A 13,784-nucleotide genomic window follows, 5' to 3' on the forward strand; every position below is an offset into this window, starting at 1 on the left:
GTTTCCGGGTTCCGGCTGTCGGCAGGGCACCTGCGCTATTCGGCCCGGGATCCCGTGGAGCGGCCGCGCAGGACGGCGAACACGGCCGCTGCCAGGCCCAGCACGCCCACGACAAGCCCGGCGATGCCGAGGCCACGGGCGGTCGAGTCGCTGCTCGAAGCGGTCGACTTGGCGCTCGCGGAGCTCTTCGAGTTCGCCGGCGAGCCGGTCGAGGTGCTGCCGCTCTCGTCCGCGCCCTTGGCGGTGAGCTTGAGGACAGGAGCCGGGTTCTCCGGCTCCTGTCCGCCGGAGGGCGTCTCGATCCAGCGGACGGTCTTGCCGTCGGAGTACGTCTGGAGGGCCTTGAAGGTCAGCTGGTCGGTGTCGTCGGGCAGCTGCCCGAAGGCGACGTTGAAGTCCTCGTACTGGCCCGGTGCGATCTTGCCACCGGTGAAGGTGATCTCGGAGACGGCGTCGGTGATGGTGCCGTCGTCCGTCTTGAGGGGCGTCTTGAGCTTGGTGTTGGTGACCTGGGCGGTCCAGCCGTCCTGCGGGTGGACCAGCACGCCGAGGACGGGGTGGTCGGTGGGCAGGAAGACCTGGACCTTGGTGGTGGAGGCCGTGTCCTCCTCGTTCGGGACACGGAAGGTCAGGACGCCGTCGGTGGCGCCCTTGGCGTAGCTGTCGGGGTGGACGGTGACGTGCGCCGAGGCCACGCCCGCGGCAGCGAGAAGTCCGGCGGCGGTCAGGGCCGTGACGGCGCCGGCGCGGCGCAGGGTGATGCGGGTCCTGGACATGAGGTGAGGGATCTCCGTACGGAAGAAGGGATGTCGGGGGTCAGATCGCGTACGACAGCGCGTACGACATCCCGGGCGGCGGCCCTCGCCGGTGAACGGCGTACCTCAGCCGTACCTGCCGCACCGCCCACGGCTCACCGGCAGCCCGACGCACCAGCTCCGGCTCGGCCGGTGCGCTCCACGCCCCGCCGGCCACCCGCCACCAGGCGGCAAGCCCCGGCACGAACGCGACCGCCCACCGCAGCAGCGACCACAGTGCCACCTCACCGCGCCGCAGCCACCAGGTCAGCAGCAGAGCCGCCCCGGCATGCGCGGCGGTGGCGTGCAGTGTCACCGCATGGGGCGCCTGGACCATCCGCATGCCGTGCATGACCATCGCGGCGTGATGGGGCTCGGCGGCGTGGAAGACAAGGTGCAACCCGCACTGGGCGGCCAGGGTCCCCGCGCCGATGGCGGCCAGCGACCGCTCACGGCCACCCAGCAGACAGCCCGCGGCGAAGACCGGCACGAACCCAGCAGCCTGCACCCACACCGTCGGCGCCATGCCCGTGGCCATGGCATGCCCTCCGGCAGCGAGCAGCACGCACAGCACGGCGAACACCGCCGCGCGCACGCTCCGCACCGCCAGGGACACACTCACGGCACCTGATGCTGCCACGCATCCAAAGGATCTCTCCCCCGGCCCAGGCACACGCATCACCGCCCACGGACTCATACCTGGTCGACCTGCCTCCTTCGCTTCAGGTGGAGCGATGTGGCATCAGCTGGTCGCGCTGCCCTGGACCCACTCGGCCCATGGCTGATGCTCACGAGTGCTCCATGAGGAGGAGAGCGGCCCTTAAAAGTCGGACGAGAGTGCCGTTCAGTTCCCAGCCACCTTGGCGAAATCGAAGCACCGGTAGCACTCCTGGGAGCACGGGCGCACGCCCGCCACCTCCGCGCTCCCTGCACCCGACGGGGTGGCGCGTCCGCCGCATCCACACCGGGTATCCCCGGGGCAGTCCCCCGCGGCCACCCACCGGTCCGTCCGTTCCGTCCGGACACCGGAATGCCGCCCCCATGTCCACGGAGGTGGAGCATCATGACCGACATCAACGGGCTGGAGCCCGTCGCCACGTTCTGCGGCAACTGCAACTGCGGCTGTCCCCAACTCTTCGTCGACCCGAGCGCCCCCGACGACCGCCGCATCATCCTGACCGACGACTTCGGTCAGCGCGTGCAGATGAGCGCCGACCAGTTCTCCTCGATCGTCGCGGACGCCAAGGCAGGCAAGCTGGACGGCATCGCCTGACCGACCGCCGCAGGGCAACGCGAAGGCGGCCCGCATGCGCGACTCCCTGCTCCGGTCGCCGCACGACGCCGGGCCGCCCGACCCTCGCGACCGACCGAGTGCCACACATCACACCAACGGCACGGAACTCACGGCGGCCACGCGCTGGCCGACGTAGCGGACGACGTCGTCCAGGACGCGGGTGTCGTCGGGGTCCTCGGTGGGGTGCTCGTGCCGGGCGCTGGAGTAGAGCGTGGCGGGGGCGTCCTCGTGGGTGAGGACGGCGTGCACGCCGGGGACGCGCAGGGCGGCGGAGGTGTCGATGGCGAGGATGCGGGCGTGTGGGTGCCGGGAGCGCAGCAGCTTCATGTGCAGCATCCCGGGCGCCTCGACGTCGAAGGTGTAGCGGGCGGTGCCCGTCACGACCTGGGGTCCGGCCGGGGCGCCGAGGCTTTTGTGCGACTTTTCGAGTTAGGTGACACTTGGTCGACCTGACTGCCACTCAGGGTGAGAGCGCCTGTGGCGGCATGTGCGGACGTTCGCTGTCGGGCGCGCGGCTCGCCGGCAGGTCACCGGCGCTGGCGCTGGAGGGCAGGTCCTGTTCGGCCCAGACGACCTTGCCGTCCGTTGCGCAGCGGGAGCCCCACCGGCGCGAGAGCTGGGCGACCAGCTGGAGGCCGCGGCCGTGCTCGTCGAGCGTGTGGGGATGGCGGGGGCGTGGCTGGCCGGTGTTGCTGTCGAAGACCTCGCACGTCAGCACCCGGTGCTGGATGAGCCGTAGGCGGCTGGGTCCGCCGCCGTGGCGGATGGCGTTGGTGACCAGTTCGCTGACGATCGACTCCACGGGCGTCACGAGCGGCTCCAGCCCCCATTCCCTGAGCTGACGGGCGGCCAGGTGCCGGGCTGTGGTGACGGTGACCGGTTCGTTCGGCAGGTCCCAGGAGGCGACCTGGGTGGGCTCGAGCGCGCGGGTCCGGGCAAGGAGCAAGGTGACATCGTCGGCCGGCGTGTGACTCCGCAAGGTCTCCATCACTCGCGAGCACATGTCCTCCGGGGATGCGCCCGGCTGTGCCAGGGCGGCGCCCAGGCGGCGCAGGCCGGCGTCGATGTCCTCGTCCCGGGACTCGACCAGCCCGTCGGAGTAGAGGGCGAGCACGCTTCCCTCGGGCAGTTCCAGTTCCACGGACTCGAAGGGGACCAGGCCGAGGCCGAGGCCGAGCGGGGCTCCGGCGGGCAGGTCGGGGACGGTGACCCGGCCCTGTGCGCCGACGATCAGGGGCGGCGGATGCCCGGCCCGCGCCATGGTGCACCGCCGGGTGACCGGGTCGTAGACGGCGTACAGACAGGTGGCGCCCACCACCGCGGGGGCCTGGTCGGTGTCGTCGGTGTCCTCGTCGTTCAGTCGCCGGACCGTGTCGTCGAGGTGCGTCAGCAGTTCGTCCGGGGGCAGGTCGAGGTCCGCGAGCGTGCGCACGGCGGTGCGCAGCCTGCCCATGGTCGCCGCGGCGTTGATGCCGTGTCCGACCACGTCGCCCACGACGAGGGCCACCCGGGCGCCGGACAGCTCGATCACGTCGAACCAGTCACCGCCCACGCCGTGGTCCATGTCCGCCGGCACATAGCGCGAGGCGACCTCGACGGCGGCACCGCCCTGCACCCGGTGGGGAAGCAGGTCGCGTTGCAGGGTGAGGGCCGCGGTGCGCTCGCGCGCATACTGCAGGGCGTTGTCCAGGCTGAGCGCGGTCCGGGTGACGAGCTCCTCGGCGAGGAGCAGGTCGTCCTCCTGGAACGGCGTCTGTTCCGCGGAGCGGCCGAACAGCGCCAGTCCCAGCACGCAGCGCCGCGCACGGATGGGCACGACCAGCAAGGAGTGGACGCCGCTGTCCCGCACCTTCTGCGCCCGCACCGGGTCGTGGTCGACCCACGGACCGGTCTGGGTGTCGAGCACCGGCTCCAGGTGAGACCTGCCCGTGCGCAGGGCGACGGCGAACGATGAGCTCGGGTGGGCGTGGATCACCTCTTCCCGGACCCACGGCAACTCCAGGAGCCCCAGGTCGATGGAGGCCACCCCGGCACGGCGCAGCAGCGGCGGGCGGCCGCTCGTCGTGCCGATCCGTGCCGCGGGTTCCACGCCAAAGGGAACCGACTCGACCAGATCGACGAGGGCGTGGTCGGCCAGCAGGGGCACGGCGAGCTCGGCCAGTTCCTGCCCGGTCTGCATGACGTCGAGGGTGCTGCCGATGCGCGTACTCGCCTCGCTGAGGATGGCCAGGCGTTCGCGCGCCCGCCGGTTCCCGGTGACATCCACGGTCATGGAGCACACTCCCATTGCCGTGCCGTCCGCGTCCTGGAGGCAGAAGAACGAGGCCGAGAACGCATGTTCACGGCGCCCGTCCGACAGCGGCCACGCCCGGTATTCGTGGACCATGGTGGTACCGCTCTGCAGCACCTGCTGCATCACCACCTCGAGCGCTTCGGCCTCCACGGCGGGCAGCGAGTCCTTCAGACGGCGTCCGAAGCGCCGGTCACGGGGAATGCCGTCGTGGCGCTCCATGGCGTCGTTCACCCAGGTACAGCGCAACTGTGGGTCATACACCACGATGCCGATCGGTGCATGGGCAAGGAGCGACTCCCGCACCGGTCCGTTGGCAGGCTCCGAGGACAGGGCGCCTATGTCGGTCACGGACACCAGCCACCGGGTGCCGGCGTCCTGTCCCCACAACAGCGAGACCCGCAGCGACATCTTGAGCGTGTGGCCGTCGCGGTGGCGGACCGCGGCGGTACCGGACCAGCCACTTTGGGCACGGCGCTGCTCGGCGAACAGCGAAGCCATTCGGGCCTCCTCAGGGGGCGGTAGCACGTGCGCGGCGGATCGGCCCACCACTTCCGCGGCCGAGTACCCGACAAGTCGCTCAGCGGCCTGGGTCCACGCCGCCACCGTCCCGTCCGCATTGATCACCGCTATCGCCGAGTCCGGTATCTCGCCGGGGCTCACCGGCTTGGCGAGTGGCGTGTGGTCGGTATGCGTCATCGTGGTTGATCCCCTTCAGTTCGGAGGTGAGGGAGTGCCGGCATGCGGGCGCGGCCGCCCGGTCTGTAGCCGTGGTGGACGGTGATGGGCAGGAGGCGGAGACCCCGGGGGTAGCGGGAGCCTTGCGGTGCAGCGGGCGACCTCCGCCGCTGCCCTGTGACCCGCAGCCCGGCATTCGCCACCCTTGCACCGTTTTGCCCACTTCTGATGAAATAGTCAGATACGACCGCTTCATCGTCAAGGCCACCGAAACTGATCGTTCAATCAAATATGGCCATGCGGTGCGACGGGGAAGGTGCGGCGGCCTCTGTCGCCGCTGCAATCACTGACCCCTGGGCGGCGAAGTTGGGGTCCGGCGAGGTTCAGGCTGGACAATTCGAAGCGGCAGCGTGATGATGAATTCATCAGAACTGGTGACCTTGTGTGCGGTGTATGCCGATGTCAGCCTCATCCAGGAATCGATTCGAACGCCGTCGGGCCGAGACCCGGCAGGCACTCGTCCGCGCCGCGCGGCAGCTCCTGGCCGATTCGGGCGATACGAGCGCCAGCATCCGGACCATCGCGGAGCTCGCCGACGTGGGCTTCGGCTCGTTCTACAACCACTTCACGTCCAAGCCGGACCTGTTCGACGCAGCCGTGGCCGATGCACTGGAGGAGTTCGCCCGAGCCGTCGACAAACATCTGTACGGCGTCGACGACCCCGCCGAGCGCCTCGCCGCCGCTATGCGGCTCAGCGCACGCATGGCCAGCTCACACCCGGAGATCATGCGGATTCTCTGCCACAGCGAGCTCGGCCGCATATGCGCCGGCTGCGGACTGGCTCCGCGCGCGAGACACGACGTGGAGCAGGGCATGACTTCTGGCCGCTTCACCGTGGTCGACCCGGTGATCGCCTTGACCGTGCTGAACGGCAGCCTGCTGGCGCTCCTGCAGCTCTGGTTCCATCAGCCCGAGGCCGACAGGGACCATGCAGCCGCAAAGATGGCCGAGATGCTCCTGCACATGCTTGGCGTCTCCGCGGACGAGGCCCGTGACCTCGCCCGGCGGCCCCTTCCCGCTGCGGCGTGAAGACGATGTGCTGAATGCCGACGACGCGACCTCACAGTTGGATGGACAGGTGGCGGGGGCCGCGGAGCATGGCGTTCTGGCGGTAGGGGGGCGGGTCCTCGACCAGGCGGGCGCTGCCGAGGTGGGGAAGCAGCGCGCTGAGCGCGATGTATGCCTCGATCCGGGCCAGGGGTCCGCCGTAGCAGAGGTGGATACCGCTGCCGAAGCCGAGGTGTCGGTTGTCTGGGCGGGTGGGGTCGAACCGGTCGGGCTCGTGGAACCGCATGGGGTCGCGGTTGCCTGATGCCAGCACCAGAATGACGGACGCGTGTTGCGGGATCTTGGTGCCGGCGACGTCGAGGTCGGCGTGCGGGATGCGCTCGCGCATGTGGACCGGGGCAGTCCTCGGCGAGTGAGGCTCGGGCGCGGGTGGGAATGCGCTCGCGCATGTGGACCGGGGGCTCGTTACGCAGCAGTTCCTCCACTGCTCGCGGCAGCAGTTCGGGGTCGCGGCGCAGCCGGTCCAGCTGCTCGGGATGCGGTGAAGCCCTCCTCGCGCAGCGCCTCCGCGGCTCTCAGCCCGGCCAGCGACGCGCCGACGATGACAATGCGGCCGTCTTTCAGGTCACCGGGCACCGGTGCTCACCTCTTCCCCGAGGAGGATCGCCTGCACCGGGCACGCCGCCGCGGCCTGGCGTACCCGCTCCACCTGGTCGTCCGGGACCGCAGTGGCGTACAGCAGCCCCTCGTCGCCGTGCACCTCGAACACCTCCGGGGGGAGGAACACGCACTGTGCGTAGCCCTGGCAGCGTGTGAGGTCGACAACGGTCCGCATCTCCACCACTTCTTCCTCCGTTGTCACACCCCCCTCCTCTCCAGCGTGGGGCCAGAGCTGAGTGCCTGCATGCCTTGTGATGAAGAGCTGGTATTCGGGGCCGGCAGGGTGAGGGGGAAGGAGACGAACTCCCGGCAACCACCTTCCAGTTGCTGAGAAGCGTTCAGGTACATCCCTTCGGTCAGGTGGTCCGAGTGACCCGAGTCACTGTCACCGCCGCCCCATTTCCATACGTCGTATGGTTATCCTGGCAGGGCGATTCCGTACAACGTATGGAACTGCTTGACGGACAACGCCGCACAACGCCAGGCGCTACACATCGCCTGCAAAAGCAGCCGTTGGTGCAGACCGCACCAACCGGAAGGAAAGATCATGAAGAAGCTCACGAAGCGGATTGCTGTCGCCGTTTCCTCCGTGGCGGTCGCGGGTGTCGCCGTTGTCGGTGCCGGGGGCACCGCTTCGGCCGCGACTCCCGCCTCCGTACACGTCCAGCGGTCGGCCGAGGTCAACCCCGCCGACTACCGCTGGGACCACGGCGTGGGCTACCTGATCGAGCAGGGCTACTGCTGGGACGCAGAGCATGGCTGGCACCACGACGACCATGTCGCCGGCTCCCTCTGGCACAGCCGCGACGGTCGCTGCTACCGCTGGGACGATGAGCGGCGCGGGTGGAAGTCCGACAGGTCCTACCGGCACGACTGGAACCGCTACGAGAGCGACGGCCGGGGCTGGGACCACCATGACTGGAACCGCGGTGGCTGGGACTCCTACGGATGGGACCACTACGGCCGGAACCACGGTGACCGGTAGGACGGGTCCCGTCTGTGCCCCTGAGCGGAGGCTGTACCCCTCGCCTTGATGCCTGTCGGCGGCGGGGATGCGACCGCTGGTCACGGACCAGCGGTCCCGTGCCCGCCGCCCGGGCGGGTGATCCAGCGAGGGCCTGCTCCCCGCTCCCTGTGAACCCGCCTGCGGCACCACCTCGTCCCACAGGCCCGCGTCGCCCAACTGCCGCGACGCCACGACCCGCGCGGTCCGCCGATGCTGTCCGGCGCCCGGGCCCCGCTGAACACCTCCTGATTCGATGCGTGCTTGTCGCCACGAGCGCCGGGGCGCAGCCGAGGCAAGGGGGGTGCCTTGGAGTGAATGCCCATGGAGTCTTCGAGGACCGTGGTTCGGGCGGTGACCGCGCAGCTCGTCGTCTCGCGCACCTACTCACAGCCCTTGTGCATGCGGCTGCGGTACGAGCCTGCTGATCCCTACGTCGTCCGTGCCGCTTTTTTCGTCCACAGCGACGAGCCGGTCGAATGGGTCCTGGGGCGTGACCTTCTGGCCGACGGCCTGAACGGTTGCGCAGGTCATGGGGACGTCCGGATCTGGTCGGCCGTCGGCCGTGGCGACCAGGCGATGTACATCGCTCTCGGGTCTCGCGCGGGCACCGCCCTTGTCGAGGTCCCCGCACACGACGTCAAGGCATTCCTTGAGCGCACGGAGACCGTGGTGCCACGGGGCACCGAGGCCGGACGCATCGACTGGGACGCCGAACTGGCATACCTGCTCTCGCAAAGCTGACCACTGATCGTCCATGCTCAGACAGAAAAGGATCGACTGTTCATGTCCCAGTACCAGCTTCGTGTCTACACGCTGTGCAGCCGGAAGGCGCTCGTCGCCTACGCGAACATATGGTCCAAGCACATTCCCGGCATGGCGAAGTACCGGATCACCACGCACGGTGTCTGGACGGTACCCGCGGCTCCCGGCAGTGAGACGCCCCAGCTGTATGCCCTCGTCTCCTACCGGGACGGCGACGACGTGCAGGAGCGGCTACTGGCGTATCTGGCCAGCCCGGAATTCCGCGCCGATATGGAGGGCTTCGACCTCAGCCAGATCGTCGGCGTCACCGAGACCGCGCTGACGCCCACCGCCGACTCACCCTTGCGCTGAGGGTTCTCGCGCGACCGGATGCTTCGGCCATGGCGGCCGGCGTCCAACAGGTCGTCGGCACTTTCTGCCCCCTTGCCGAGAGGCGTCGGAGAAGCCCAGGTCGTGCTGGGCGGACGGCAGGGCGATGTTCACGATGGTCCCGTCGAGGACGCCCATCAGCATGGACAGCGAAACGACCAGCAGAATCCACCAGCGCCGCCGATGCGAGCGGTCGGGCACATGCTCAGGTGCGGTCTCGGCGCCGCGAGCAGCGGCGGTGGCGTTCTGGGACATGGGGGCAGCCCTCCGGACAGCGGTGGGGATGGCGTAAGAGAGAAAAACGGATGGAGTGATCCGGTACGGCTCATGCGGTACGGGGCGCCACCTCGCGCTCACGGGCGGGAGCAGTCGGCGGCTGCCCGCCTCGAACGGAGGCGCGGTTATGCAGCTCGACGAGGCCGACGATTTCCTGCCTCAGAAAGGTTTACGAACACGCGCCCTTGCACGCAGCGTCGGCATAGGGCTGCCGTGCAGGATTTGTGGAACCACCCCCCCCGGGCGGTCTTCCCCGATGTCACGGGGGTGGCTCCAGCGTGTCGCAGCCCGCGTCGCCCGACTGCGGGCGCGGCTCAGGTGCGAGTGCCTGGGGCACAGCGCCTCAGGATGATCGGGTCAGCGGTCGGTGCCCTGGCCGTCACGATCGCCGGTGAGCCGGCTTTCCAGGCCCGTGATCAGCGTGTCCAGCACGAGGCGGAACATGTGGTCCTGATCAGGGCCTTCATGCGCTGCAGCCGCAGGGCCGGGATCTGCGTCCGCGGCTTCCTCTTCGTCGATGTCGGGGCCGGGGGGTGTGAGGTTCGCCCACTGGTGGAGCGAGCCGTTGAGTTCGGCGCTGAGGACACCGACTACGACGGCGACCATCAGCGCGGCGATCTCCGAGACCTCTGACTGCGGCACTCCGGCAGCCGCCACGATCGCGGTGAGCGCGGTCCAGAACGGGTCGTCGGGCTGGATGAAGTCGGGCTGGTGGCTGAAGGAGTAGGCCATCAGCTTGGGGTGCCGGTGCGCCAGCGTCCGGAAGTCCGTGGCGAGCAGGCGGATCCGCTCCTGCCAGGGGGCGTCCTCCAGCGTCACGGTGCGGAACTGGGCGCCCACCCTTCTCGTCACGCCGCGCAGCACGGCTTCCTTGTTCGCCACATGGTGGTACAGCGACATCGGGTTCGCGTCGAGCACGGTCGCGAGCTTGCGCATGGTGAGCGCCTCGACCCCGTCCGCGTCGATGAGCCGCAGGGCGGCGGCGTAGATCCCGGCCTCGGTCAGAGGCACGTCTCTCTTCCTTGTGCCCCGCGGGGGACGCCTCGGCTTTTCCATACCACGTACGGTACCAGTTTCATACGTCGTACGGAAATGAGCTTCCTCACAGCGACCGCCTGCCCACCCGGGTTGCACTCCACTTTCCGTACCACGTATGGTTTTAATGCCATACGACGTATGGTTCTGTCGTGCAGCGCGGCATCGACCGGCGCCCTTGCCCTTCCCCCCTCTCTCCGTACAAAGGAGCAAGCCATGAGCACGAACACCGCGAACGACCTTCGCCCCATCCGGTCCCCGCGGGGGATCCCTCTGCTCGGCCACACGCCGCAGATCCCCGACACCAACCCGGTGGAGTACTTCGGTGAGCTGTCCAAGCAGTTCCCCGAGGGCATCTACGGCATGGACATCGCCGGCATCGAGCAGGTCTTCGTCTACGACCCGGACCTGGTGGCCGAGGTCAGCGACGAGACGCGGTTCTTCAAGCAGATCGACAAGACGCCGCTGCACCACATCCGGGACTTCGCCGGCGCCGGCCTGTTCACCGCCCACCAGCACGAAGAGGAATGGGGCAGGGCACACCGGATCCTGCTGCCGGCCTTCAGCCAGCGGGCCATGAGGAACTACTTCGGGCAGATGCTGGAGATCGCCCAGAACCTGGCGGGCAAGTGGGAGCGCCGGGAAGGGAAGCCGGTCAACATCACCGACGACTACACCCGCCTGACGCTGGACACCATCGCCCTGTCGGGGTTCGGCTACCGGTTCGACTCCTTCGACAAGGAGGAGCTGCACCCGTTCCTCAACGCGATGCTGGGCGCGCTGACCGAGTCGATGCGGCGCTCTCAGGAGCTGCCGATGATGACCAAGCTGCGCAAGGCCGATGCCAAGAAGTACGGCGAGAACATCCAGGTGATGCGCGAGCTGGTCGAGAGCGTGATCAAGGAGCGCCAGGAGGGCAAGGGCAGCGCTGAGGACGACCTGCTGGGCCTGATGCTTGAGGCCACCGACCCGGAGACCGGCAAGCCGCTGGACGTCGACAACGTGCGTGACCAGGTGCTGACGTTCCTGATTGCCGGGCATGAGACCACCAGTGGTCTGCTGTCGTTCGCCACGTACTCGCTGATGCGCAACCCGCATGTCCTGGCCCAGGCGTATGCCGAAGCGGACCGCCTGCTGCCGGGCGACACCGTGCCGGACTACGACACGATCATGAAGCTGGACGTCATCCCGCGGATCCTGGAGGAGACCCTGCGGCTGTGGGCTCCCATCCCGATGATCGCCAAGGCGCCCATCGACGACACCGTCATCGGCGGCCGCTACGAGCTGAAGAAGGGCACACGGATCAGCATCCTTGAAGGCCCGCTGCACACCCATCCCAAGGCGTGGGAGCGGCCCGACGAGTTCGACATCGACCGGTGGCTGCCGGAGAACCGCGCCAAGCAGCACCCGCACGCCTACAAGCCGTTCGGCAACGGCGTACGCGCCTGCATCGGCCGCCAGTTCGCGCTCACCGAGGCCCGCCTGGCCCTCGCGCTGGTGCTGCAGAAGTTCAAGTTCTCCGACACCAGCGACTACAAGATGGACGTCCGCGAGGCGCTGACGCGCAAGCCCGGCAACTTCGAGCTGATCGTCCGCCGTCGTCAGGAGCACCAGCGGACCGTCTTCGGCGCCGCGGACGTGCAGACGGGCGACACGCAGGCGCAGGCAGCGGTCAGCGGCGTCGGGGTGAACCTGACCGTCGCCTACGGCTCCAGCCTGGGTTCGTGCGAGGACCTGGCGCGCACGATCGCCGACCGCGGCGAGCGCTCCGGCTTCGGCACCACGCTGGTGAGCCTGGACGAGCTGGGTGAGAACCTGCCCTCCGAGGGCCTGCTCGCCGTCGTGGCCGCCAGTTACAACGGCAAGGCCCCCGACAACGCCCAGCGCTTCGACGACCTGCTCGCCGCCGGACTGCCCGAGGGTTCACTGTCGAACGTGCGGTACGCGCTGCTGGGCGCCGGCAACACCCAATGGGTGGCCACCTACCAGGCATTCCCCAAGCGGATCGAGGAGGGTCTGCTGGCGGCCGGCGCCACGCCCGTCGTCGAGCGCGGCATCGCGGACGCCGCCGGTGACTTCGACGGCATGGCCACGCGGTGGATGGACAACCTGTGGGCCACCCTGGCCGAGGAGTACGCCGCCGACACCTCCCAGGCGAGCGGCCCCCGCTACCAGGTCCAGCTGCTCACCGAGGCCGACGTGCGCCCGGCCGTCGTCTCCGAGCAGGCGTACCCGCTCACCGTGGTGACCAACGAAGAACTCGTGGCCGACGCGACCGGCCTCTGGGACTTCCAGATCGAGCCGCCGCGCCCGTCCGCGAAGTCCATCACCTTCGAGCTGCCCGACGGCGTCACCTACGACACCGGCAACCACCTGGCCGTCTTCGCCAAGAACGAACTCGCCCTGGTGGAGCGCGCCCTGAGGCGGCTCGGCGTCGACTACGACCAGGTGCTCCGGCTCGACCAGCCGGCCGGTGGCCGCACCCACCTGCCGGTAGGAACCCCGGTCACCGCCGGCATCCTGCTCACCGAGTTCCTGGAGCTGCAGGACGTGGCCACCCGCTCCCAGATCCAGACGCTCGCCGAGCACACCCAGTGCCCGTGGACCCGGCCGCAGCTCCAGGCGTACACCGCCGACACCCAGGAGGCCGAGGAGCGCTACCAGAAGGAGATCCTCGCCAGGCGGGTCTCGGTGCTGGGGCTTCTGGAGCGCTTCCCGGCCGTCGAGCTGCCGCTGGCGGTGTTCCTGGAGATGATGGGCCCGATCCGGCCGCGCTTCTACTCCATCTCCTCCGCCCCGTCGGCCAACCCGCGCCATGTGCGCCTGACCGTCGGCCTGCTGGAGGGCCCGGCCCTGTCCGGCGACGGCCAATACCGCGGCACCTGCTCCGCCTACATCGCGGGCCTCGAGCCCGGTGACGTCGTCTACGGCTACGTCCGCGTGCCCTCCCCGACCTTCGCCCCGCCCGCCGACCCCGCCACACCGCTGATCCTGATCGGCCCCGGCACCGGCATCGCGCCGCTGCGCGGCTTCCTGGAGGAGCGGGCGACACAGCACGCGAACGGCACCCAGGTCGGCCTGTCGCAGGTGTTCGTCGGCTGCCGCCACCCGGAGCACGACTACTTCTACAAGCAGGAGATCCAGGACTGGGAGCAGGCCGGGATCGCGCAGATCCACACCGCCTTCTCCGCGGTGACCGGCCACCCGGCCCGCTTCGTGCAGAACGCCATCGCCCATGCCGCCGACACGGTGTGGCAGGCCATCGAAGACGGCGCGTACATCTACGTCTGCGGTGACGGCCGCCGCATGGCCCCCGCCGTCCGCGAGGCCCTCGCCGCCATCCACCGCCAGCAGACCGGCAGCGACGACGAGACCGCCCAGCAGTGGCTCGCCCAACTCGAAGCGGACCAGCGCTACCAGCAGGACGTCTTCGCCTGACCGCCGCACGCCGTCAAGGCGCGCCGACCCCCAGCCGCCGGGAGGCGTGCGGCACCCCCGCTGCCGGCCGTACGCCTCCCGGCCACCACAAGCCCCTCACGCAGCCCATGGCAC

General features: G+C 69.4%; 11 protein-coding genes and 3 pseudogenes. 6 read left to right on the forward strand and 8 right to left on the reverse strand.

Translation table 11 applies throughout. The annotated features are described in order from the left end of the window. Positions 1–35 precede the first annotated feature (35 nt). Positions 36–776 carry a YcnI family protein gene (locus ACFYZJ_RS00265; RefSeq protein ID WP_388561229.1) on the reverse strand — a complete coding sequence of 247 codons (741 nt, stop codon included), beginning with the start codon at positions 774–776 and terminating at the stop codon, positions 36–38. A gap of 40 nt (positions 777–816) precedes the next feature. Continuing rightward, on the reverse strand, positions 817–1,416 hold the full coding sequence (locus tag ACFYZJ_RS00270) for a hypothetical protein (protein WP_388561231.1): 600 nt from the start codon (positions 1,414–1,416) through the stop codon (positions 817–819). A gap of 441 nt (positions 1,417–1,857) precedes the next feature. On the opposite strand from ACFYZJ_RS00270, the gene ACFYZJ_RS00275 reads away from it, so the two are divergent. Next, positions 1,858–2,067 carry a hypothetical protein gene (locus ACFYZJ_RS00275; protein WP_388561233.1) on the forward strand — a complete coding sequence of 70 codons (210 nt, stop codon included), beginning with the start codon at positions 1,858–1,860 and terminating at the stop codon, positions 2,065–2,067. Between the two features lie 129 nt (positions 2,068–2,196). Here ACFYZJ_RS00275 and ACFYZJ_RS00280 read toward each other — a convergent pair. Together ACFYZJ_RS00280 and ACFYZJ_RS00285 are read right to left on the reverse strand one after the other, a co-directional pair. Continuing rightward, positions 2,197–2,502, reverse strand: a pseudogene (locus ACFYZJ_RS00280) (aldehyde oxidase); the annotation flags it as partial. Positions 2,503–2,548: 46 nt separating this feature from the next. Further along, a complete protein-coding gene (locus ACFYZJ_RS00285) occupies positions 2,549–5,077 on the reverse strand; it encodes a SpoIIE family protein phosphatase (protein WP_388561236.1) in 2,529 nt (842 codons plus the stop codon). Positions 5,078–5,509: 432 nt separating this feature from the next. Here ACFYZJ_RS00285 and ACFYZJ_RS00290 point away from each other — a divergent pair, with 432 nt between their 5' ends. Beyond that, positions 5,510–6,145, forward strand: coding sequence for a TetR/AcrR family transcriptional regulator (locus ACFYZJ_RS00290; RefSeq protein ID WP_388561238.1), 636 nt, complete (start codon positions 5,510–5,512; stop codon positions 6,143–6,145). A gap of 31 nt (positions 6,146–6,176) precedes the next feature. Here the strand turns inward: ACFYZJ_RS00290 and ACFYZJ_RS00295 are convergent. Both ACFYZJ_RS00295 and ACFYZJ_RS00300 read right to left on the reverse strand, forming a co-directional pair. After that, positions 6,177–6,663: pseudogene (locus ACFYZJ_RS00295) on the reverse strand (cytochrome P450); the annotation flags it as partial. 86 nt (positions 6,664–6,749) lie between these two features. Continuing rightward, positions 6,750–6,959: a ferredoxin gene (locus ACFYZJ_RS00300; protein ID WP_388562177.1), complete on the reverse strand. Its 210-nt coding sequence runs from the start codon at positions 6,957–6,959 to the stop codon at positions 6,750–6,752. Positions 6,960–7,331: 372 nt separating this feature from the next. Here ACFYZJ_RS00300 and ACFYZJ_RS00305 point away from each other — a divergent pair, with 372 nt between their 5' ends. The 3 genes from ACFYZJ_RS00305 (at position 7,332) to ACFYZJ_RS00315 (ending at position 8,903) form a co-directional block, all read left to right on the forward strand. Continuing rightward, positions 7,332–7,769 carry a hypothetical protein gene (locus tag ACFYZJ_RS00305; RefSeq protein WP_388561240.1) on the forward strand — a complete coding sequence of 146 codons (438 nt, stop codon included), beginning with the start codon at positions 7,332–7,334 and terminating at the stop codon, positions 7,767–7,769. A 342-nt stretch (positions 7,770–8,111) separates the two neighbouring features. Then, positions 8,112–8,531, forward strand: coding sequence for an SsgA family sporulation/cell division regulator (locus ACFYZJ_RS00310; RefSeq protein ID WP_388561242.1), 420 nt, complete (start codon positions 8,112–8,114; stop codon positions 8,529–8,531). Positions 8,532–8,573: 42 nt separating this feature from the next. Continuing rightward, a complete protein-coding gene (locus ACFYZJ_RS00315; protein WP_067055418.1) occupies positions 8,574–8,903 on the forward strand; it encodes an NIPSNAP family protein in 330 nt (109 codons plus the stop codon). A gap of 72 nt (positions 8,904–8,975) precedes the next feature. On the opposite strand, the pseudogene ACFYZJ_RS00320 reads toward ACFYZJ_RS00315, so the two are convergent. Continuing rightward, positions 8,976–9,176, reverse strand: a pseudogene (locus ACFYZJ_RS00320) (MFS transporter); the annotation flags it as partial. Positions 9,177–9,554: 378 nt separating this feature from the next. Next, positions 9,555–10,208 carry a TetR/AcrR family transcriptional regulator gene (locus ACFYZJ_RS00325; protein WP_388561245.1) on the reverse strand — a complete coding sequence of 218 codons (654 nt, stop codon included), beginning with the start codon at positions 10,206–10,208 and terminating at the stop codon, positions 9,555–9,557. 240 nt (positions 10,209–10,448) lie between these two features. Here ACFYZJ_RS00325 and ACFYZJ_RS00330 point away from each other — a divergent pair, with 240 nt between their 5' ends. Beyond that, positions 10,449–13,670, forward strand: coding sequence for a bifunctional cytochrome P450/NADPH--P450 reductase (locus ACFYZJ_RS00330; protein WP_388561247.1), 3,222 nt, complete (start codon positions 10,449–10,451; stop codon positions 13,668–13,670). The last annotated feature ends 114 nt before the right edge of the window (positions 13,671–13,784 follow it).

The organism is Streptomyces sp. NPDC001848 (assembly GCF_042891915.1).
Lineage (GTDB): Bacteria > Actinomycetota > Actinomycetes > Streptomycetales > Streptomycetaceae > Streptomyces.